Annotated in this window: 15 protein-coding genes; 5 read left to right on the top strand and 10 right to left on the bottom strand. The window is 73.5% G+C overall.

The window, feature by feature from the left end; genetic code table 11:
- Nucleotides 1-13: 13 nt before the first annotated feature.
- Nucleotides 14-1,045 (bottom strand): LuxR C-terminal-related transcriptional regulator, encoded by a 1,032-nt coding sequence (locus ACKUU6_RS17900; protein WP_407989578.1) that lies wholly within the window; start codon nucleotides 1,043-1,045, stop codon nucleotides 14-16.
- A 277-nt stretch (nucleotides 1,046-1,322) separates the two neighbouring features.
- Between ACKUU6_RS17900 and ACKUU6_RS17895 the strand changes: the two genes are divergently transcribed.
- The 3 genes from ACKUU6_RS17895 (at nucleotide 1,323) to ACKUU6_RS17885 (ending at nucleotide 2,924) form a co-directional block, all read left to right on the top strand.
- Complete coding sequence (locus ACKUU6_RS17895) at nucleotides 1,323-1,646, top strand: hypothetical protein (protein ID WP_407989577.1); 324 nt, start codon at nucleotides 1,323-1,325, stop codon at nucleotides 1,644-1,646.
- Between the two features lie 267 nt (nucleotides 1,647-1,913).
- Nucleotides 1,914-2,165, top strand: a complete 252-nt coding sequence (locus ACKUU6_RS17890) for a hypothetical protein (RefSeq protein WP_407989576.1) — start codon at nucleotides 1,914-1,916, stop codon at nucleotides 2,163-2,165.
- A 93-nt stretch (nucleotides 2,166-2,258) separates the two neighbouring features.
- Nucleotides 2,259-2,924 carry a response regulator gene (locus ACKUU6_RS17885; RefSeq protein ID WP_407989575.1) on the top strand — a complete coding sequence of 222 codons (666 nt, stop codon included), beginning with the start codon at nucleotides 2,259-2,261 and terminating at the stop codon, nucleotides 2,922-2,924.
- Nucleotides 2,925-3,060: 136 nt separating this feature from the next.
- On the opposite strand, the gene ACKUU6_RS17880 is transcribed toward ACKUU6_RS17885, so the two are convergent.
- The 8 genes from ACKUU6_RS17880 to ACKUU6_RS17845 all read right to left on the bottom strand — a co-directional run bounded on the left by ACKUU6_RS17880 (nucleotide 3,061) and on the right by ACKUU6_RS17845 (nucleotide 17,070).
- Complete coding sequence (locus ACKUU6_RS17880; RefSeq protein WP_407989574.1) at nucleotides 3,061-4,551, bottom strand: SagB family peptide dehydrogenase; 1,491 nt, start codon at nucleotides 4,549-4,551, stop codon at nucleotides 3,061-3,063.
- Nucleotides 4,552-4,612: 61 nt separating this feature from the next.
- The gene (locus tag ACKUU6_RS17875) at nucleotides 4,613-6,874 is read right to left on the bottom strand and encodes a TOMM precursor leader peptide-binding protein (RefSeq protein ID WP_407989573.1); all 2,262 of its coding nucleotides are present in this window, start codon (nucleotides 6,872-6,874) and stop codon (nucleotides 4,613-4,615) included.
- 27 nt (nucleotides 6,875-6,901) lie between these two features.
- Nucleotides 6,902-10,246, bottom strand: a complete 3,345-nt coding sequence (gene lanM / locus ACKUU6_RS17870) for a type 2 lanthipeptide synthetase LanM (protein WP_407989572.1) — start codon at nucleotides 10,244-10,246, stop codon at nucleotides 6,902-6,904.
- A 1-nt stretch (nucleotide 10,247) separates the two neighbouring features.
- Entirely contained in the window at nucleotides 10,248-12,404 is a 2,157-nt protein-coding gene (locus ACKUU6_RS17865) for an ATP-binding cassette domain-containing protein (RefSeq protein ID WP_407989571.1), read from the bottom strand.
- The gene (locus ACKUU6_RS17860) at nucleotides 12,401-14,671 is read right to left on the bottom strand and encodes an ATP-binding cassette domain-containing protein (RefSeq protein ID WP_407989570.1); all 2,271 of its coding nucleotides are present in this window, start codon (nucleotides 14,669-14,671) and stop codon (nucleotides 12,401-12,403) included. The genes ACKUU6_RS17865 and ACKUU6_RS17860 overlap by 4 nt, the downstream gene beginning before the upstream one ends.
- Nucleotides 14,668-15,537, bottom strand: coding sequence for a hypothetical protein (locus tag ACKUU6_RS17855; RefSeq protein WP_407989569.1), 870 nt, complete (start codon nucleotides 15,535-15,537; stop codon nucleotides 14,668-14,670). The genes ACKUU6_RS17860 and ACKUU6_RS17855 overlap by 4 nt, the downstream gene beginning before the upstream one ends.
- A complete protein-coding gene (locus ACKUU6_RS17850; RefSeq protein ID WP_407989568.1) occupies nucleotides 15,534-16,796 on the bottom strand; it encodes a cytochrome P450 in 1,263 nt (420 codons plus the stop codon). The genes ACKUU6_RS17855 and ACKUU6_RS17850 overlap by 4 nt, the downstream gene beginning before the upstream one ends.
- A 109-nt stretch (nucleotides 16,797-16,905) precedes the next feature.
- Complete coding sequence (locus tag ACKUU6_RS17845) at nucleotides 16,906-17,070, bottom strand: hypothetical protein (protein ID WP_407989567.1); 165 nt, start codon at nucleotides 17,068-17,070, stop codon at nucleotides 16,906-16,908.
- 263 nt (nucleotides 17,071-17,333) lie between these two features.
- Between ACKUU6_RS17845 and ACKUU6_RS17840 the strand changes: the two genes are divergently transcribed.
- Together ACKUU6_RS17840 and ACKUU6_RS17835 are read left to right on the top strand one after the other, a co-directional pair.
- Entirely contained in the window at nucleotides 17,334-18,275 is a 942-nt protein-coding gene (locus ACKUU6_RS17840; protein WP_407989566.1) for an ABC transporter ATP-binding protein, read from the top strand.
- Nucleotides 18,272-19,117: an ABC transporter permease gene (locus tag ACKUU6_RS17835; protein WP_407989565.1), complete on the top strand. Its 846-nt coding sequence runs from the start codon at nucleotides 18,272-18,274 to the stop codon at nucleotides 19,115-19,117. The genes ACKUU6_RS17840 and ACKUU6_RS17835 overlap by 4 nt, the downstream gene beginning before the upstream one ends.
- Nucleotides 19,118-19,215: 98 nt before the next feature.
- On the opposite strand, the gene ACKUU6_RS17830 is transcribed toward ACKUU6_RS17835, so the two are convergent.
- Nucleotides 19,216-21,780, bottom strand: coding sequence for a glycoside hydrolase family 3 protein (locus ACKUU6_RS17830; protein ID WP_407989564.1), 2,565 nt, complete (start codon nucleotides 21,778-21,780; stop codon nucleotides 19,216-19,218).
- Nucleotide 21,781 lies beyond the last annotated feature (1 nt).

The following is a 21,781-nucleotide window of genomic DNA, read 5'->3' as shown; positions in this document are numbered from 1 at the left end:
GAGCGGAGTGCGCTCAGCGCGAAGTGGTCTCGCCGAGCCAGCCGAGGGCGGCGACCTGGATGCCGGCCTGGAAGCGGCTGCGGGCATCCACCCGGACCATCAGGTCGGCCATCATCCGGCGGACGGTACGCAGCGAGACGCCGAGCCGCTGACCGGCCCGCTCGTCCGTGAGCCCCTCGGCGAGCAGCCGGAGCAGCTCCCGTTCCTGTGCGGTGAGGCCGTGCGGGTCGCGCTGGACCGTCTCGCCCAAGGTCCTTGCCTGGTCCCAGAGTTGCTCGAACAGGGCCCGCAGCGCGGCGATCACGCCGGGGCTGTGCAGCAGCACGGCGCCCTTGCGCGGGTCCTCGGGGTCGATCGGCACGATCGCGGTGGCGTTGTCCACCAGGATCATCCGCAGCGGCAGCGTGGGTGTCGTACGGACGGCTCCGCCGAGGCCATGCAGCCAACGGGCGTACTGCACGGTGGCGGGGTCGTTGCGGACGCTGTCCTGGTAGATGGTGCGCATCCGGACGCCGCGTTCCAGGGTCTCCTGGTCCAGCGCGCGGCTGGCCTCCATCACCGGGGCCGGCTGCGGGCCGCCGGGAGCGAGTGCCAGCACCTCCACGGCGGCGTCGGATGCGAGTTGGATCAGCCGGCCGCGGACCTCGCCGAGGTCCGCGATCAGTTCGACCCCCGACTGGGTGCTGGGCGCCCGGACGCTCGCGTACTCGGCGATCAGCCCTGCCATCGCGGCCCGGCTGCGCTCGATCTCCTGCTGGCGGCGGGCCGCCTCGGCCTCCTGCCGGGCGAGCAGGGTGGCCAGCCCGAGTTCGGGGTTGACGGCACGCCAGCGGTCCTCGGCACCGGTGGGCCTGGTGAGTGCCAGGTCCGCGAGGTGGTCGAGCGCCGCCCTGACCTCGGGCTCGCGGGCCTCCAGCCGGTCGGCGATGCCCTGGGTGTCCAGCTCGGGGTGGAGCAGCATCGTCCGGTACACCGCTTCGCCGAACGGGTCGAGACCCATCGGCTGGGACTCGGTCAACGCCCCGTCACCAGAAGTGCGGAACACATCACACCCTCCCCGTGGACCGGATATCGAACCGGTCGTCCTGCAGGCCGACACCTGACTGGCGGTCAGCGTACCGTCACGACCCGGAACATAGAACAGTCTTACGGACAATCGCGGTGGTCCGATGGACGAACCGTGAAGGAGTGGACACCGGACCGGGCGCCGACAACGGAATCCGCCGACCCGCGACCGGGACCCGCGACATGTTGCTGCCAGGCGAAGAGATGCCACCGCAAACTGCCGGTCGGTCAGCGATCGGTGCCTCACGCTTGCAGATGTGTATGCGATTCGCGCCCACCTGGAGACGCCCGGCGGCCGACCGGCCGGCCCTCCGGTGGCACCGGTCGTGCGGGACGGCCTGGAGCGCGGGCTCCGGGGGTCGGCCCGGCTCAGCCACGCGCGGATCCGGGTGACGCCGCAGGAGCTGGACGCGGTGGTGTTCGTGGCGGCGGGCAACCTGCTGGACGCCGAGGACAGGCTGCGCGACGCCTGGCACCAACTGACCAGCGCCGGCGGCGTACTCAGCGGGTGGCACCTTCTGCACTGCGAGGCCGACTCCCGGCTCGCACTGGGTCTGCACGAGCTGCCCAGCCATCCCTGACCGGCGTTCGAGCAGGTCAGCGCCGTTTCGGCCCCCTGGCACCAAGTGACCGGAGCTGGCCTCAGGGTGTCACGGCACTCTGGTGCCAGCTCCGAGTGCTGACACGGACCACCCCGAGCGGCCAATCTCATGGTGTCGGCAAGAACGACGGACCGGAACACCGGGACAGCAGCCCCTCAGGGGCCCGGTACGGACCGCCGGCCGCGCACCTTGATCTCCGGAAGCAGCCCGGGGTTCAGTCGAAACGCGAGAGGATCGGGCACCCCCATGACGCAGAAGGTCCGTTTTATCACGATTGTCGCCCTGGGTTTCAGCGTCCTGACCGGTACCGCCGTCACCGCCCAGCTGGCCGGCCCGGCCCCGACGTCCGTCGTCCTGACGGCCGACGGCGCCCCCGGCGACCTGACCACGGTCGACCACGTCACGGCCGGACTGCCCACCCCGCCGCCCGCTCCCGCCGCGACCACCCTGCCCACCCCGCTGCCCACCGGCCCGCAGGACACCTGGGGCTGGGGCTGAGCCCACCGGCCCACCCGGCCGTCCGCCTGACCGCACGCCTGTTCGGCTGTTCCCCTTGTTCGCCCGACACTTCAACGCCACCGAGGTAGCCGGATGATCACCCTCCTGGACCACCCCCCGTACCGTTCGACCCCGGCCACCGCCGGGACCCCCACCGTGAGCGTCCTGCTCGCCGACGGACACCACCTGTTCCGTTCGGGGCTCGGCGCCCTGCTCGACCGGGAGGCCGACCTCGCCGTCGTCGCCGAGTCGACCACCGCCGAGGAGGCCGCCGCCGAGGCCGCCAGGACCAGGCCGACCGTCGCCGTCCTCGACCCCGACCTGCCCGGCCCCGGCGGACCCGCCACCGCCGCCCTGATCCGCGACCACGCACCGGCCACCGCCGTGCTCCTGCTGATCGCGGTGCCGCGCTCCACCGACCTCCAGCGCGCGGTCGCCGACGGCGTCGCCGGGGTGCTGCTGAAGGACGTACCCCCGGGTGCGCTGATCTCGGCGGTCCGCGAACTCGCCCGGGGCGGAAGGGTGTACGACCCCCGGCTGGTGGCCGACGTGGTGCGGCCCGCCGCGATGCCGCTCACACCGCGCGAGCTCACCGTGCTCGGCCACGTGGCCGAGGGGGCCACCATCAACGAGGTGGCGGCCGCGCTCTCGCTCTCGCCCGGCACGGTGCGCAACTACGTCTCCGCCGCGATCGCCAAGACGCACGGACGCAACCGCTGCGACGCGATCCGGATCGCCCGCGAGCAGGGCTGGCTCTGAGCCGGCCACGGACATGCCGGTGCCCCGCCACTCCACGGCGGGGCACCGGCATGTCCGGGTAGGGCAGTCGGGATCGGGCTCTGCTGACGTGCGGCTCCGCCTTTCGGGCCACCCGACACAGCCTTGGCGACAAGGCTCAACTCGCGCGCGTGGACGCCACGATGTCGTTGAAGCCGTGCGCGGTGCGCGGCACGTCCGCCGGACGGCTGCCGATCAGGAACTCCCCGACCGAGGACTCCGCCGTCCAGTCCAGGCCCAGCGCCCGCGCCGCCGCGTCGGTGTCGCCCGAACCGAGCCCGCATGGCGCGAGACCCATCGCCGTCGCCACCAGGTACAGCGTCTGGTAGACGACGCCGACGTGCTTGAGCGTCAGCGCGTACGCGATCTGGCTGTACTTCCAGGACAGCCGCCCGAACCGTGAGGTGACGGTCAGCAGCACCTGCGGGTCGACCGCGCAGCCGGTGGCCCGCCAGGCCGCCGTCATCAGCTCGCGGAACGCCGCCTCGTCGGCGGCCCCGGCGAACGGGCGGGGCCGCAGCCGGTGGGCCGCCGCGTCGTAGCGGTAGACGCCCGGCACCAGGCCGTCGCAGCGCACCACCGAGAGGTAGACCTCGAGTTCGCCGGTCGCGCCACCGGCCGGGTAGGGCCGGTCCACGATGTCGTAGCCGTGCGGATCGGACGGGTCGCCCGGCACGATCCGGCGGACCCGGGCCACCCGGTACAGCAACTCCCCCAACTGCGCCAGGGTGACCGGGGTTTCGGCGTACGAGCGGACCGAGCGGCGGCCCTCGAGCACCTCGCTGAGGGCCGGATCCCTGGCCACCACCTCGTCCCAGTCGGGAACCGGCAGGTCGATCCCGGTGCCGTCCTCGCGGGCCCCCACCCCCGGGATCGCGGGCAGTTGGGCGATGTCGGTGTGGGCGAAGACGCCCCCGCTCGGGTAGTCGTGCCGACCCGGGCGGCTGCGGGCGTGGAACAGCAGGTCGTGGAAGTCCCAGAGCGGCGGCTCGCCGGTCGCGCCGTCGTCCAGGAACCCGGCCCCCGCCAGCAGTCCGGCCAGCGCCCGACCGGCCGACTGGCTGATCCCCGCCAGCAGGGCCGCCTCGGCCACCGACCGGGAGGCGGTCACCGCGGCGACGAACGCCCCCGCCGCCGGCTGGTGCAGCGTCAGCCGGAACGGTGCCATCGGGGACTCCAGCACGCACGCCCCGGCGTGCTCCTCCGGCAGCCGGCGCAGATAGGCGAACCGGGACAGCACCACGGACGCGGGCGAGCGGACCAGCCCCGGCATCCCGGCCGCCCGGGCGATCGGCACGGCGGTCGCCAGCGGCTCGCCGAGCGGGTCGGCGATGGTCGTGGTGACCAGGTAGGGGAACCGGCTCAGCAGGTGGAACAGCCTGCCACCGTCGGCGAGTTCGTCGACGTCGAGATGGGTCCTGGTCAGTGCGGCGAGCCGCTGGACGGTTTCGGCGCCGAGCGCGTGCACGCGCTGACGGCCCCACGGGTGGCTGAGCTCCAGATCGTCACCCTGCGCGGTGACCTCCACCTCCGGGCGCAGCCGCAGCAGCGTGCGCGGCGTCCCGCCCTCGGCGGTGAGGTCGGGGGGCAACTGTTCGGTCACGGTCATCGGGTACCTCTTTCCGGGCTGGGCCAGGCCGCCGCCGACGGGGCGGCGGCCCGACGCTTCGTCAGATGAAGATCGGGATCGGGTTGAGCTCCTCCTCCGGGGTGGGCGCGTCCAGCCAGCCCAGCGCCACCGGCACGTCGTACAGCCGGCCCGGCGCGAACCTGGCCCAGAAGTGCCGCATCCCGGGGACGATCACCTTGGCCACCGGCAGGCCGATGTCGGGCCGGGTCTGGTCGAGCACCAGGAACTCCATCCCCCGTTCCTCGACCAGGCGTTGGACCAGCGCCAAGTCGTCGGCGAGGTCGTCGCCGGCCAGCGTCGCCCAGCGGGACGGACCGGCGGCCGGTGCGGCCGGATCGGGCAGCAGGTAGGGCTGGTTGGCCACGGTCGCGGTGGTCCACCACTCCTTCTGCTCACGGTCGGCGCCCGCGTACGTCACGTTGCCCTCGGCGTCACCCGCGACCGGGCCGAGGAACTGGTTCATCTCGGTGAGCGCCCGGGTGAGCGCGATGTGCGGGTCCAGGTGCGCGCCGAAGGCGATCAGCACGTCCTCGGCCGGCTTGTCGGTCCGCCGGGAGAAAGCGCCGACCACCGGGATGCCGAAGTCCGAGGTCAGGTCGAGCGCCCAGATCTCGCGGTTCAGCCCCCGGTAGATCTCCCGGAGTTGAGCGATGTACGGATCCCCGAAGGCGTCCAGGTCGACCGCCGGCCGCTGGACCCGGTTGTACCACCAGAGCGCGACGGCATCCCGCTCGACCAGCTCCAGGAAGCCCTGGAGGGTGGCGTCCTCGAAGGAGGTGCCGGCCGCGCAACCGTTGGAGTCACCGGCCGCGAAGAACCCGTCGTGGTGCCGGTACCCGTAGTACAGCGCCATGGTGGGCAGCCAGCGGGTGCGCTGCTCGGTCAGCGACCAGGCCGGGGACCACTCGATCCGGTCGTCCTCGCGGAACCGCTCCGGGATGGTGTTGAACATCGACGGCTTGCCGTTCCAGCGGCCCCGCTCGGCGAACTGGCGCTCGCTGTAGAGCAGCGTGTCGGCCGGGTGGATCGCGGCGTCGCCCAGCTCGGTGAAGCTGGCGGTGCGCCGGGCCTCGTCGCCCTGGAAGACGCCGGAGTAGCGCTCCATCGCCTCACCGAGCGCGCTGGCCCTGGCCTGGACGTCGGTACGGCCCTTGCCGCAGCTGACCGAGCGCAACCCGGTCCTGAGCTGACGGAGGTCACCGCTGCGCCGGGAGAGGTTCTGCCCGGAGACGTACACCCGCAGCCCGGTGGGGGTCCGTCCGGCCGGCACCAGGGAGGTCACCACGCCGGTCACCGGGGAGAGTTGGGGCTTGTACCGGTCCAGCATGTCCTCCGGCGAGGCGGAGCGGTGGCCGCCGTCGGCGGTGTACGCCTTGGGGCGGCGCTCGAACCGCACCGGCGAGAGCTGACGCTCCGCCATGATCCGCTCGTCGCCGCAGGCGTGGCACTGCGGGCGGCGGATCAGGCGGTGCCGTTCGGTCTCGAGCAGCACGGTGTCCAGGGTGAGCACGACCGGCTCGGCCGGGCGCACCCCGGCCAGCCACTTGGCGGCCTCCAGGGCCGCGAGCTGGACGCCGGTGCCGAGCGACGGCGCCAGCTGGGCGCCGGCGGTGGAGATCGGGCCGTCCTGGCCCAGCCGGTGCTGGAGGTAGCTGAGCGACTGGCGGTTGGCGGACAGCCGGTGGGCCAGGCACTCCCAGCAGCCGGTGGTTCCGGCCTCGTCGGCCGCTCCCGGCACGAACACCGGGCCGACCCAGACGATCGAGCCGACCGGCCGGGCCAGCAGCCAGGGCCGCCCGCTCTCCCTCGCCTCCTGGTCGCGCTCGGCCAGACCGGGGTGCAGGTAGTCCTCGGTCAGGGCGACGGTGAACTCGGCCGTCGGGTCCGCCGTTACCCCGGCCGCGGCCAGGGCGGCCAGGAAGGGCTGCGGGTCCAGGTCGCCGTAGACCTCGACCCGGGCCCTGGCGGTGCGCAGCGCACTGCTCGCGGCGGCGCCGTCCAGTCCGGCCATCTCGAACCAGGCGGCTGCGGCCGGGTCCTCGGTCCCGCTTGTGCCGGCCAGGTAGCCCCGCTCGCGGAGCCGGTCGACGGCGGTGCGCACCTTGTCGGCGGGCACGGTGTCACGCAGCGCCTCGCCGATCTGCTCGGCCGTACGGGTACCGTCCAGCAGCGGTGCCAGGGCCTGGGCGAGGCCGCCGTCGACCACCGAGACCCCGCGCTCGGAGACCAGGTAGACGGCCTCGCCGGCCACGACGTACGGGGTGTAGTGGTGTTTGAAACCGATCGCGGTTGTGTCGGACATGGCGGTCCTTCGGGTCTCGGGCGGTGATCAGCGCAGGGTGGCGAGCGGGGCGGTGGCCGGGTCGAGCAGACGCAGCAGCAGCAGGCCGACGGCGGTCGAGCCGTCCAGCGCGCCGAGGTTGATCCGGTCGTCGGCGGCCCGGTCGGGGTACCAGCTCCCGGAGGCGCCGTGCCGCGCGATCAGCTCGCCGACCAGCAGGGCGGCGGCCTCCCGGCCGTCGTAGAACGGCCCGGGCAGCAGCGAGTCCTGCGGTTCGTGGACGGTGTGCAGCAGTCCCGCCTCGGCGGCGGCGAGGGCCTCGCCTGCGGTGGCGACCAGGTCGCGGGTGGACCGTCCAGCGATCTGCCGGGCGCTGACCGGCGGGGTCAGCGCAGCGAGTTCGGCCGGGTCGACGATGCCGGCGCCGAGCGCGACGGCGGTGTCCAGGCAGGCCAGCCGGCCGGCCCGGGTGGCGGTGGCGAAGCGGTGGCCGCGCAGCCGTTCCCGGACCGCCTCCGGGGCGGCGAGCAGGGCGGGCGCCTCGGCCACGGTCCGGGCCAGGGCGGCGGCGATCGAGTCCGGGCCCGAGAGCACCAGGTCGAGGAAGCCGTTGTCGGCCTCGCCCTCGGTGTCGGGCTCCGCCGCGAGCTGGTCGAGAGCGGCGGCGGCCAGCGCCCGGATGCCGTCGTCGGTCGGCGCGTGGCCGGGGCCGGTGGCCCGGCGCAGCCGCAACAGGTTGAGCAGCAGTCCCGCACTGCCCAGCGGCACGTCCGGGTTGGGCGTCCGGACCGGGCGGCCGGGACGGGCCGCCTCCGGGGTGGCGACCGCTACCGACCCGGCCACCAACGCCTGGGCCGAGGCAATCAGTTGGGGATCGTTGAGCAGGGCGCCGACCCGGGCCAGGGCGTGGATCAGCGCGCCGGGCCCGGCGAACCCGCCGGGTACGGGCGCGCCGCCCGCCAGCCGGCTGTCGGCGGCGAAGGCGAAGGCCCGGGGGGCGTCCGGGTCGATCAACCGAGCGGCGGCGGTCATGGTGTGGCGGGCGGCGCGGTGGAAGCGCGGTTCGCCGGTGGCGGCCCAGAGTTCGGCGAACAGGACGGCCGGACCGGCCGTTCCGCCGACCAGGTCGGGGCCGAGCACCTCCACCTGGCGCAGGCTGCTGCCGGGGTACCAGCTCTGGCCGAGCCAGCCGTTGCCGACCCGGTCCGCGAGCAGCTGGTCGCCGATCGCCACCGCGTGGTCCAGCAGTTCGCCGTTGCCGGGGATCCTGGCCCGGGCGGTACGCGCGGCGGCCGGGACGGGCTGCTCGGCGCCGGCCCTGGCGGAGTCCACGCAGCCGGTGAGCACGGCGAGGTGGGCGTCCAGGTCGAAGTCCGCCAGCTCGGCGACCCGGTCCTGGAGCCGCTGCCAGCCGCTGCTGCGGAAGTGACCCGGGATCTCCCGGCCGTCCGCGGTGAAGGCGGAGGAGGATGTGGTCAGCGAGCGGAAGAACGGGATGTCGAGCTGCCGGAAGGAGTCCAGCTCGGCGAGCACCACCTCCAGCAGGTCGCCGCGCCCGGGGTCACCGGCCAGCGCGGCGATGGCACCCTGCAGCGCACCGGCGATCACCGTCTCGCGGGTGGCGCCGCTGTCCAGGGCGAGCGGGCTGGTGGAGGTACGGATGATCTTGTACCCGTCCCAGGTATGCCGCCAGATATAGCGCACCCAGATGCCCCGGAAGGACGCCAACGGCCCCTCGGAATCAGCGAGTTCCGCGCGCAGCCGGTACAGCGTCCGGTGCATCTCGCGGTAGCCCTCGGTGAGCTCCTCGGTGTACTCCCACGGGTCGGCGGTGACCGTGGCACCGGCCTCGTCCACCCGGACCGGGCGGTACGGCGGCAGCGGCAGGGCGGGGACCCCCGGGGTGATCTCGAGGCTGCCGATCCGGGACAGGCAGCCGATGTCCAGGGTCGCGCCGTGCTTGGCCGGGGTCCAGGGCTGGAAAGCCATCGCGGTCCGCACCACGGTGGACTCCAGGGCGTCCAACAGCTGGTGGTGCTCACCGCTGATCGACGGCGGGGTCTGGACGCGCGGGTAGAGCAGGCACTCCAGGTCGATCAGCGCCGGGTACTCGCCGTCGGCGAGCAGGTTGTCGGCCCACAGGTCGCGGCCTTCCAGCAGCTGGACCAGACGCATCGTCATCCCGAGCCGCCGGTAGAACCGCGCGAAGCCGTCAGCGTCGGCGCAGGGGCGGTGCGGGACGAGCTGCTCCCAGCCGTAGTCGCTCTCGCAGTCCGCGGCCAGCGAGGCGGCATGGCCGTCGTCGCCCCGGTCGCTGCGGATCAGTACGGTGCGCAGCGGCAGGTCCAGCGAGAGTTCCTCGTTCAGCCGGCGTGACAGGTCCAGGTAGGCCGCCACGTGCCGCATGTCCTTGGGCTTGTAGACCACCGCCCGGCCGCTCGCGAAGTACAGCAGCGACACCGAGCGGCCGCCCGCGTGCCGGTCGCCCGCCTCGCCGCGCACCGACTCCAGCGGGCCCGGGTCCTCGCCCTCCCACATCTGCTCGACCAGCAGCGCGCGGTCCGCCGCCAGCCGGGCGAACAACTCGGTCTGCACGTGCTGCCACTGCCGGCAGACCGTGCCGACCAGGTACGCCAGCGCGGGCAGCCGCTCCAGCCGGGCCAGCCAGCCCTCCTGTGAGGTGTCCAGGCCGCCGGCCGCGTCCCAGTCGGTGGCGCGCGGGCGGCCGGTGGTGGCCTGCAGTTCGTGGCAGAGCGCCAGGTCGCAGGCCTCGACGAGGCGGGCGGCCAGGGTGCCGGCCAGATCGGCGCGGGCCCGGTCGGTGACCGGGACGCCGAGGATGCCGCCCGTCCCGTGCGGGAGCAACGCGTCCGCGGCGGCCGCGAAGGCGGCGCCGAGCGCGCCCGGAGCGCTGGTCCCGGTGCTCGGTGCGAGCGGCAGCGTCCGCAGGAAGACGGCCAGGGCGAGGGCCCAGTCGGGCAGGTTCACGGGGTCGGCCAGCACCACCGCGCGCAGCCCGTCGCCGAGCGGACGGCCGGTCTCGGCCAGATGGTCCAGCAGCGCCGCGGCGCCGCCGTGCTCACCGGCCGCCCGGCGCAGCCAGGTGTCCACGGCGGAGCTCCGGCCCCGGCGGTCCTCGTCCGGATCGGGTGCGAAGACCGTACTCCCGTCGGGGCGGGCCCCGGCCCGGTCGGCGAACGAGGCGGCGGCGGTCACCACGGCGCGCAGCCGCTCGTCGCCCCGGGCGAGGCCGGGGAGCAGCACCCCCTCGGCGTGGTCGGCGTGGTCCATGTGGTCGGCGTGGTCCGTGTGGTCGGCGTGGTCCGTGTGGTCGGCGTTCGAGGTGGAGGCACCGTCGACGGGGCGGAGCCAGGTCTGCAGGTCGAGCGGCATCTCACATCTCCTGGAGTCGGGCGAGTCGGGTGAACAGCGGGTCGTGGCCGAGTAGTTCGTCGTAGGTGCCGGAGGCCGTCAGTCGGCCGCCGGAGAGCACGTGGATCCGGTCAGCGGTGCGGATGGTGCTGAGGCGGTGGGCGATCACCACCCGGGTGCGGTCGAGGCCCGCGACGGCTCGGGCGACCCGCAGCTGGGTCGCGTTGTCGAGCGCGGAGGTGGCCTCGTCCAGCAGCAGGACGGCGGGCCGCCGGACCAGGGCGCGCGCCAGCAGCAGGCGCTGCACCTGGCCCCCGGAGAGCCCTTGGGCGTCCTCCCCGACCCGGGTGCCGAGGCCGAGCGGCAGAGCGCGCAATTCGTCGGCGATCCCGGCCAGTTCGGCGGCCTCCCAGATCTGCTCCTCGGTCACGTCCGGGTCGCTGCCGGCCAGGTTCTCCAGCAGCGAGCCGCGCAGCATGCGGCCGTGCTGGAGCACCACGCCGAGCCGGCGCCGGACCAGCCGGGCGTCCAGCCCCGCCAGGTCCTGTCCGTCGTAGCGGACGGTGCCGGTCTCGGGCGTCTCGAAGCCGAGCAGCAGTCGTACCAGGGTGGACTTGCCGGCCCCGGACGGGCCGACCACCGCCACCAGTTCGCCGGGCTCGGCGTGCAGCGAGACCCCGTCCAGCACGGGTGCGGCCGTCCCCGGGTAGCGGAACGTCACCCGGTCCAGCGAGACGCTGCCCCGCAGTTCCCCGGGATCGGTCAACTGATGGGAAGCATTGGATGATTGGACCTCGGCCAGGATCGGCCGGATCCGGTCGAGCACCGGCGCGATCCCGTACGCGCTGGCTGCGGCGTGGGTGACCTGGCCGAGCGCCGCCGCGACCTGGCCGGCCGCCACCCCGGCCGCCATCAGGTGCCCGGACGGCGTCCCGCCGTCGAGCATCGCTCCCGCCAACAGGACTGCCAGCAGCAGCGGTTGGAGACCTGCGGTGAGGGCAGCGGCCGCCGCGTCGGCCCGTTGGGCAGCCGCGTCGGCCCGCTTCTGGGCGGCGAACGGCACCGCCCAGCGGGCGAACGCCTGGATCTCCCGGCCGGCCGTCTGGATCTTGTCGATGCCGAGCAGTAGCCCGTACAGCACACCGTTCAGCTGCCCGTGCAGCTCGAAGACCGTACTCTCGTGGCGCTGGCGGCGGCGACCGAGCAACAGCAGCAGCCCGGTCACCACCAGCACGGCGAGCAGCAGCAGCCCGCCGAGCCAGGCGTCCACCAGCATCAGGACGGTGAGCCCCGAGGTGGCGAACACCGCCCCCAGCACCGCGCTGACCAGCACCTCGGACAGCGCGGCCCTGGCCTGGGCGACAGCGTTGGCGCGGTGCACCAGGTCACCCGTGGTGTAGTCGCGGAAGAACCGGGCGTCGTGACCGAGCAGACGGTCCCAGACAGCTGGTTCCAACGCGCTCTGCACCCGGCCGGTCAGCCGTACCGCCGCGGTGTTCCGGACGATCACCAGCAGCCAGGCCGCCAGCACCGCCGACCCCAGCAGCAGGGTCAGCCAGCGCACCGGGTGCCGATCGGCCGCCAGCAACTGCGGCATCAGCACACCGGCGCTCAGCGGCACCATCAGCCCGAGCAGGGCAGCCCCCAGGCCGGCTGCGGTCAGCCGCCCCAGGTCCCGCCGGGCACCCGGCACCCGCAGCACGAACCGGGCCAAATCCGCCGGACCCAACTCGCCCTCGGGCAGCGGCAGGTAGAGCAGCAGCGCTCCGGCCTGCAGGGCGACCTCGCCCCGGCCCCCGGGGTCGTACGTGCGGTGACCGCCCGCCGGACGCGGCACGAGCGCGACCGCCCGGCCGTCGTCCGCCGCGAACCCCACCATCGGCCCGGCCGTCCCACCAGGATCGCCCCGCCCGTCCGCCCCGGTCGGAAGTGTCACCGGCCGGTACCGCACCCCGACCGACCGCAGCAGCGCGGTCAGCGGGTCACGGGAGTCGCGTACGGCGGGCGGGAGTTCGGCCCCCTGCGGGACCGCACCCAGGGCGACCAGGACGGCGTGCGCCTGCTCGGCCGGGTGTCCGGGGGCCCGGTGGGCCGGTCGTCCGCCCCGGCCGGCGTGCAGCACGCCGACGGCGGCGGCGAGCGCGGTGCGGTTGGCCTGGACGGTGGCCGTGGCGGTCATGACGTCTCCTCCTTCGTGTTCTCGGCGGACGCCTTCTCGGCGAGCAAGGTCCGGTACGGTCCTGGGACGGCGGCGAGCTCGGCCGGTGCGCCCTGCTGCACGATCCGGCCGCCGACCAGCACGACCACCCGGTCGGCGGCCTGGATGGTGCTCAGGCGGTGGGCCAGTACCAGGCAGGTGGTCCCCCGGCGCCGCAGGTGTTCGTTGACCGCCGCCTCGGTGTGCGCGTCCAGCGCGGAGGTGGCCTCGTCCAGCACCAGCAGGGCCGGATCGAGGGCGAGCGCGCGGGCCAGCTCGAGGCGCTGGCGCTCGCCGCCGGAGAGGTTGCGGGCGTCCTCGTCGATCCGTCCGGCGTCCAGCCCGCCACGCCGGGCCACGAGTTCGGCGACCTCGGCGTCGTCCAGCGCGCGCCGCAGGGCGTCCTCGTCGGCGGCCGGGTTCCAGAGCGTCAGGTTCTCCCGGACGGTGCCCTCGAAGAGCCTCAACTGCTGCTCGACGTAGGCGACCTGGCCGGTCACGACGGCGCGGTGCCAGTCCTCGCGGGGACGACCGTCCAGCAGCACCTGGCCCGACCAGGGGCGCAGCACCCCGGCCGCGAGCCTGGCCACGGTGGACTTGCCGCTACCGCTGCCGCCGACCACGGCCACCCATTCGCCCGGGCGGATGTGCAGCGAGATCCCGGTCAGCGTGGCCGGACGGTTCGGGTCGTAGCCGAACTCGACGTCGCGCAGCTCCAGTTCACCGGTGAGCCGCGGAGCGGGCTCGGCGGGGGCGTCCAGGACCGGCGTCAGGTACGGATCGGGTTCGGTGCTCTCGACGTCCTCCAGCAGCGTGTTCTGCGCCCGGGCGACGGTGAGCTCCGAGACCGCGTTCACCAGTTGGCCGACCGGCGAGAGAAACCCGTTCAGCAGCAGCATGAAGGCGAGCAGCGTGCCGACCGAGAGCGAGCCGCCGAGCAGCATCGAGGTGCCGGCCACCACCACGGTGGCCGTGGCCGCCGAGTTGAGCGCGCCGGGCAGCGACAGCGGCACGATGACCGCCGTGGTGACCCGCTGGCCGGTCTCCATCGCGCGGGCCTGCCAGCCCGCCCAGGACCGGAAGAACGAGTCCTCCGCCCCCTCCGCCTTCAGCGTCTCGATCGCCGACACCCCGGAGAACGCGACCCCGTCCCGCTTGTACTGCTCCGCGTGCAGCCGGTGCACCAGGCCGCCGCGCCGCCGGTCGGCGACCCGCAGTGCCACGATGTCCAGGGCCGCCACCACCACCGGCACCACCGCCAGCCGCGGTTCCAGCCAGGTCAGTGCGGCCAGGTGCACGGCGGCAGCGGCAGCGGCCGCGGCGGCAGCGGACAGGCGGTACGACAGCAGCATCGCCAGGCCGTCGTTCATCTGGACCCGGGTCACCAGGCCGCCCAACTGGCGGCGGTGGAAGAACGAACCTGGCAGCCGCAGCAACCGCCAGAGGAACCCGGCCGAGGAACGGGCCGCCATCGCCTCCAAGACCCGATTGACCAGAGTCTGTTGGAGCCAGGTGCCGAGCAGTACGGTCCCGGCCACGGCGGCGGCCGCGAGCGTCAGCGGCACCCCCCAGGCTGCCGTCCCCTCGATCACCACGGACCGCAGGTACGCCCGCAGCAGGAATGCCGCCACCACCCCCGGCACCGCCAGCGTCACGGCCAGCAGCACCGCCAGCAGCAGCGGCCCGGCGAACGCGCGCATCCGGGCCGTCAACGCCCGCAGCAGCGGGAAGCGTCGGCCGCCGACCTCGAAGTCCGGTCCTGGTTCGAAACCGACCGCGATCCCGGAGAACGACTCCCAGAACTCGGCCGGGGTCACCGAACGCGTACCCAGCGACGGGTCGTTGAGGTGTACCCGGCCCCGCTTGATCCCCTCGTAGACCGCGAAGTGCGGTCCGGTGACCAGGACCATCGACGGGACCTGCAGGCCCTCCAAACCGAGCAGCCGCTGCTCCGTCCGCACCACCCGCCGCGCCCGGGCGAGCAGCCCGTACCGGCCGGCTGCCTTGGCGACCGCGGCCGCGCTGACGCCGTCCCGGCTCACCCCACAGGCCCGGGACGCCTCCTGGAGGGTCACCCGGCGGCCGAACGCGCCCAGCACCACGGCGAGGCAGGCCGCGCCGCAGTCCTGCTCCTCCATCTGCGGCACCACGGGCGTCCGCAGGTGGCGGCGCGGCCTGCGCCGGGCCGGCGGCTCCGGCCGTTCCTGCTCCACCCGGGGCGCCGCCGTCTCGCGTACATCGAGGCTCATCGACCGGCCCCCGATCCGAACACGGCCTCGTACGGGTGCCTGGCGCCCAGGTCGACGGAGACGGTCAGTGGCACCGGACCGCGCAACTGCGTCGCGGAGGCGGGGATCTGGGCGTAGGCCGTCCACACCGGAGCCGAACCGGTGGGCACACCGGGCAGTGGCACGGTGAACGTCCCGTCCAGCGCGTCGGCCCGGATCGGCAGTGCGTCCACCTCGGCGATCGTGGCCTCGACCGCGCCGGCTCCGGGCACCGGCACCAGCACCGTCCGTCCGGGTACGAGCTGCCGGGCGTCGCGCAGCGAGGTGGCGAATATCCGTACGGTCTCCGGCAGTTGGGCCGCGTCCAGCGCGACGATGCCCGCCCCGGGGGCGAGCGTCCCTCCCGGCGTGGCGAGCAGCGCGGTGACCGTACCGGCGTGCGGCGCCCGGACAACGAGCTCATCGCCCACCACCGTCCTGAGCGTCGCGATCGTCTGTCCCTGGGCCACCCGGGTTCCGGTGGCCACCTGGTACGAGTGCAGGGCCCCCGCCTGGTCGGCCCGGACGGTCTCCGGGGCCGTCCCGTGAGCGAGCACGGCGGGCAGCGCGAGGGTGTGCGGCAGGCTGCCGAACGCCACCCAGCCGCCTCCTGCTCCGACCGCGAGCAGCAGCGCGGCGGCGGCGGCCCGGAGCCGGGCGCCGACCAGTCCGACCGGACGGTCCAGCCCGGGTTCCAGGACTGCGGCGGCGCGGGCCGCCGCGACGGCGATGGCCCCCTTGGTCACCACGGCCGGCTGCTCGGTGTCCGGGCCGTCCGGCCTGGTCGCGACGGTCACGATCTCCCCACTCTCCGGTGTCCGCTTACTGGTGGTGACTGTGATGCTCATGGCCGGCCCGCCCCCACGAGGTCCTGCTCCGACCCGGCGGTCAGCGGGCAGCGCAACGGCAGCTCCTGCATCCCGCCGAAGACGAACTGCGTGCTCCACGGCACCGTCCGCTCGGTCAGCGGGGTGCTCAGCGCGCGCGTCCGGCCGGCCTCGGCCAGTCCGCGCAGTACGGCGGCGCCCGCCATCAGGGAGAGCGGCGCGCCCAGGCAGTGGTGCGGGCCGTGGCCGAAGGCGAGGTGTCGCGTCTCGGCCCGGCCCGGGTCGAAGGCGTCGGGGTCGGTGAACCGGCGCGGGTCCCGGTTGGCCGCGGCGTACAGCAGCAGTGCGACCCGGCCGGCCGGGATGACGGCGTCGCCGAGGGTGATCTCGTGGGTGAGGGCGCGGGCGCTGGCCCGCACCGGGCTGCCGAGCCGCTGGGCTTCGTCGAAGACCGCCTCGGCCCGGTCGGGCCGGTCTCGGATCAGTTCGGCGAGGTCCGGGGTGCGCAGCAACTGCCAGACGGCCAGGGCCAGTCCGGAGGTGAGCGTCTCCAGTCCGTTGGCGAGCAGCATGACGACGAAGGCAAGCAGGTCCTCGTCGTCCAGCCGCCCTTCGGCGCGGGCGACGGTGAGCCGGCTGATCAGGTCGTCTCCCGGATCGGCGGCGCGGGCGGCGCACAACTCCTCGACGTAGCTGCGGAACTCCTCGAACTCGGCGTCCAGTTCGGCGATCCGGTCACCGTCCGCCTGGTCCGCGAAGTCGTCGAGCAGCGAACGCGCCACCAGACCGGCCCAGCCGGTGACCCGCTCCTGTTCGGAGTCGGGGATGTCGAGGATCGCGCAGGAGACGGCGACCGGCAGCGGCACGGCGAGATCGGCGACCACGTCGAACTCCCCTGATGCGAGCAGCGGTTCGAGCATGCGGGCCGTCGTGCTCTCGATCCGGGTGCGCATCTGCTCCAGGCGGCGGGCGCTGAAGGCGGTGGTGGCGAGGCGCTTGAGCCTGGTGTGGTCGGCGCCGTCGCGCATCGGGAGCATCCGGTTGACGATCCTGGCCAGCCCGGTCGAACCGGCCCTGGGCAGGCCGACGGTGGTCGGGTCGACGGCCGTCCCCGGGTGCATCAGGACGGTGACGATCTCCTGGTAGCCGGAGACGACGTGGACCCGGCCGAGGTCCAGCACCGGCGCCTCGGCCAGCAGGCGGCGGTACAGCGCGGGCGGGTCCTGCTGGGCGGCGGGCTGCTGGATGAACCGCGTCAGCTCCTGCCGGAGGTTCTCCATGGCCCGGCTCTCCTTCACTGGCTGGCCTGATGGGGACTGAGGACTGGGGGAAGCAGGGTGCCGCGGTGACCCCACCCGGGGGCGGGCTCACCGCGGCACAGGACCCGAATTACTCGACCGTGGTCTCGGCGGCCGCGTTGGAGACCGAGCTGAAGCTCGAGACCGGGCAGGCGGCGCAGGCCAGCGAGCTGACGGAGATGCCGGCGTTGACGCTGTCCAGCTCCTCGATCTCGATGTCGAACTGGTCGTTCGCGGGGGTGTTGTTGTCAGCCATGGTGGGCTCCCTTCGGGGTGTGGCGCCTGCCCCGGCGGGGCTGGTCACCATCGGCGCCAATTCGCTTTCCGGCTTTTTCTCCGGCTCGTTTTCGGCGATGAGGAAACTATGCACCCGACGCCCGTCGGTGCGTCAGTACGGGATGTCAGAAACTTACCGCTGCAAAATGCCACACCTGTACCCATGACATTTTGAATACCCTCTGACCTGCACTGATGATGTGTACTTGCCTTATAGAGGCATCCCGGTTCACCCTGTATCCCATGAAACTCACCACTGGCTCGGGAATTCCCGCGAAACCAGCCGTAGAGGTAACCGACCTTCGTCGCAGCTACCAGGACTACGAAGCCGTCCGAGGGATTTCCTTCACGGTCGCGCGGGGCGAGCTGTTCGCCCTGCTGGGCACCAACGGCGCCGGCAAGACCACCACCCTGGAGGTCCTGGAGGGCTACTCGCCGCCGAGCTCCGGCACCGTCCGGGTGCTGGGCTTCGACCCGTACACCCAGGGCGCCCTGGTCCGGCAGCGGACCGGTGTGATGCTCCAGGAGGGCGGCTTCTTCAAGGAGTTGACCGTCCGGGAGACGGTGGACTCCTGGCGCTCCTTCATCTCCGGTGCCCAGCCCACCGCCACGGTCCTCGACCGGGTCGCGCTCACCGAACGGGCGGGCACCAGGGTGGCCCAGCTCTCCGGCGGCGAGCGACGCCGGCTGGACCTCGCGCTGGCCGTGCTGAACACCCCGGAGCTGCTCTTCCTGGACGAGCCCACCACCGGCATGGACCCGGAGGCCCGCCGGGCCACCTGGCGACTGGTCAGCGAGCTCCGGGCGGCCGGTACGACCGTCCTGCTGACCACCCACTACCTGGAGGAGGCACAGCAGTTGGCCGACCGGGTGGCCATCATGGACCGAGGGCAGCTGGCTGCCGTCGGGACGGTGGCGGAGGTGCTGTCCGGACAGGGCACCCGGATCACCTTCCCACTGCCCCCCGGTGTCTCCCCCACTCAACTCCCTTTCGTCCTGGGCGAGTCCCCCACCCTCACGGACGGCGCGGTGCGCTACACGGTGGCCCGGACCGCGCCCGCGCTGGCCGCCCTGCACAGCTGGGCGGCGGAGCTGGGCCTCGAACTGGACGGCATCGAGGCGCGCAACGCCTCCCTGGAGGACGTCTTCCTGCAACTGGCACACGACAAGGCGGAGACCCGATGAGCAGCGCGACCACCCTCCCGACCCGCCAGAACCTGGCCTGGCCCGCCTACGCCCGCGGCCAGTTCCTGCTCTCCTGGCGGGTGTTCTGGCGCAACCGGCGTTCGACCTTCATCGGCTTCCTGCTGCCGGTCCTGCTCAACCTGGTGATCGCGGCCCCTTTGCGCGACCAGCAGATCGCGGGGGTGAACGCGGCGGCCTACAGCACGATCGGCTTCATCGGCTTCGCCCTCGTCACCTCCTTCATCAACCTGCTGAACGGCGTGGTGGCACGGCGGGACGACCTCGTACTGAAGCGCCTGCGCGGCACCGAGGTGCCCCCGACCGCCATCTTCGCCGGGCAGTTCGGCGCGGCCGGCGCGGTGGTCCTGCTCCAGGTCGTGGTGCTGGGCGGCCTGGCCGTGATCTGGTTCGACGCCCCGCTGCCCGCCGACCCCCTGCTCTTCCTGCTCGCCCTGACCGCCGGCTTCCTGCTCTTCGCCGTCCTGGCCGTGGCCCTCTCAGGCCTCACGCCCAGCGCCGAGGCCGCACCGATGATCGCCACTCCCGTCCTGCTGATCTGCATGTTCGCCAGCGGCGTGGTGGCACCCCTCAGCTCCATGCCGCACTGGCTCCAGGCCCCCGCGCACAACCTCCCACTGGCCCCCGTGGTGGAGACCCTGCGCACCGCCTGGTTCGGCCGCCCCTTCGGCCCCGAATCCTGGAACGGCGGCCAACTGCCGTCCCTCGACTTGCTGCACGGCTGGCAGCACGCCGCCCCGGCCCTACTGATCATCGTTGCCTGGACCGCCGGCGCGGCCGTCCTTGGCCGCCGCCTCTTCCGCTGGGAACCCCGCCACGGCTGACGGTGGGTCAGCGCCGGTGCCCAGACATGGCAGAGGCCCCAGGTCACGGAGAACGTGTCCTGGGGCCTGCCTACGAACGGGGCCCTACCACCAGGGGACTACTCGTCGAGCCGCCAGCTGATCTCCGCGATGTCCAACTCCGCGGTCCCGGCCGTGTAGAGCATGAACGGCACCGCCACGTACCGCAGGTCCATGCCGATCGCCGCGAGCTCCCGTAGCGGCACCGACACCGTGGTCCAAGCATCCGGCCCGGCGCCCGCCAGCCAGGGGGCGAGGTCGAGGCCGGGCTGGGCCGGGTAGTCGTCGTGGCAGGCCAGGTAGAGCGGCGCCGACGGCGTCTGCCGCACCCGCACCGCGAACCGTACGCTTCCGCCGCCGTCCAGGTACCCGCGCAGGTCGGCCGGCTCACCGCTCGGCGCCTCCGCGTACACGAACGCCGGGTAGCCCTTGAACACCAGGTTCAGCGCGCCGTCCAGACCGGGCAGCGGCGCCGAACGGACGATCAGGCAGTCCATCGGCCGGTCCAGGTGCACGTCCTCCCGCGACCAGGTGTTGTGCCCGCCGACCCGCAGCCGGTACGGCGTCCCGCCCGCGTCCAGCACCCGCAGCGCGCCGCCGACCGCCGACGGCTCGGGCGGCGCCTCGGGGAGATGCGGCTCCAACTCGCCCACAGCGGCGAGAGAGTGGACCGACAGCCCGTGCCCGACCTCGAACAGCGGCGTGTGCCGACCGGTCGGTGCGGTCTCCTCGGCCGGCACCCGGTACTCCGGCAGGTGCGGAGGGATCCGGTTGACCGCGCTGGCGTCCCGGGTGCGCGGCCAGGACGACGGCAGCCGCCCCTGGAAGTCGTACCGGACGCCGCCCGCCTCGTCCGCGAACAGCACGTCGGTCACCCCCTGCGCGAACGGCCCTGGCAGCCACGCCACCACGAACGCGTCCGACAGGTTGATCTCCTCGGTGCAGTACAGCGGCCGGCCGGTGAAGAACACCGTGACCACCCGTACCCCGTCCGCCCGCAGCCGCCGCAGCAGCTCCAGGTCCCGCGCGTAGCTCTGCTTGAGGTCCGCATAGCCGATCGAGCGCCACGGCTTGATGGTGCCGCGCATCTCGGCGTACGCGTCCTCGCCGAGACACACCACCGCGACGTCGAAGTCGCCCGGCCGGGCCTGCTCCAGACCCGCGTCCACGGTGCAGTTCCCGTCGCCCACCACGGCCCGGACCGCGTCGGCCATCGTCGCGCCGCCCGGCAGGTCGGCCGGCTCGATGTCGTCGCCCTGCCAGGTGAGTGTCCAACCACCGCACTGCTTCTGCAGGTCGTCCGCCGCGCTGCCGCAGACCAGCACCCGGGCGCCGGGCGCGATCGGCAGCACCCCGGGCGTGCTCTTGAGCAACACCAGCGACTTGCGGGTCGCCTCCCGGGCCAGCTCCCGGTGCTCGGCCGAGCCGATCACCACCGGCGCGCCCGGCACGGTCAGCGAACGCTCGCGCGGCCGCGGTCGCTCCCACAGACCGGCCCGCATCTTCACCCGCAGCACCCGGCTCACCGCGTCGTCGATCCGCTCCTGCGTGATCGCCCCGGACCGCACCCCCTCGACGGCGTTGCGGTACACGCTCTGCCAGGCCTCCCGCCCGGCCACCATCAGTACGTCCAGCCCCGCGTTGATCGCGTAGTTGGCATCGCCCGCCGAGCAGCCGGCCACCTCCGCGTGCGCGTCCCAGTCGCTGATCACGATGCCGTCGAAGCCCAGCGCGTCCTTCAGCACATCCGTGATCAGGTAGCGGCTGCCGTGCACCTTGTCGTTGTACGACTCCGTCCGGCCGGGGGTGTGATCGTAGTTGGCCGGGTGCTCCCAGCTGCTGAACGAGACCATCACGCTCTGCGCACCCGCCCGGATCCCGCCCAGGAAGCCCTGCGCGTGGATGTCCCGCAGCACCTGCTCCTCGCAGTGGGCGGTCCCCCGGTCGCCGCCGTCCGCCGTCCCGCCGTCGGCGATCCAGTGCTTGAGCGTGGCGAGCACCCGTTGGTCGGTCCGGAGCGCCGCCACGTCGCCCTGGAGGCCCTCCACCATCGCCCGGCCGTACGCGTACCCCAGCGCCGGGTCCTCGCCGTAGCCCTCGTAGTAGCGGCCCCAGCGGCGATCGCGCGGGTTGGTGACGGTCGGCGCGAAGATCCAGTCCATGCCGGTGGCGGCGACCTCGCGGGCGGTCGCGGTGCCGATCCGGCGCATCAGCTCCGGGTCGCCGGCCGCGCCGAGGCCGATGTTGTGGGGGAAGACCGTCGCCCCGTACACGTTGTTGTGGCCGTGGACGGCGTCGGTGGCCCACATGAACGGGATCCGGAACGGGCGGCCCTGCCAGACGTCCTCGGCGGCGGACCAGAAGTGGTCCACCATGTCCACCCAGTCCTGAACGGCGGCGTGCCGCTTGCCGTCCGGCCAGATCCCGGCGCCGTTCAACGCCGACCCGATCTTGAATTCGCGGACGTCCTCGGCGGTCAGCTGCGCCAGCTCGGGCTGCACCAGCTGCCCGATCTTCTCCTCCAGGGTCAGCTGCGCGAGGATCTCCGCCACCCGGCCCTCGACCTCGGGGTCGGGCGCGACGGCGGACTCCAACCTGGGCCAGGCGGACAGCGGTTGGAGAGCAGGCAGGGACTGGTCGGACACG

This window comes from Kitasatospora sp. CMC57 (assembly GCF_045866025.2).
Classification (GTDB): Bacteria; Actinomycetota; Actinomycetes; order Streptomycetales; family Streptomycetaceae; genus Kitasatospora.
The sequence above is the reverse complement of the archived record's forward strand: the minus strand, read 5'-3'. Positions and strand labels throughout refer to the sequence as shown.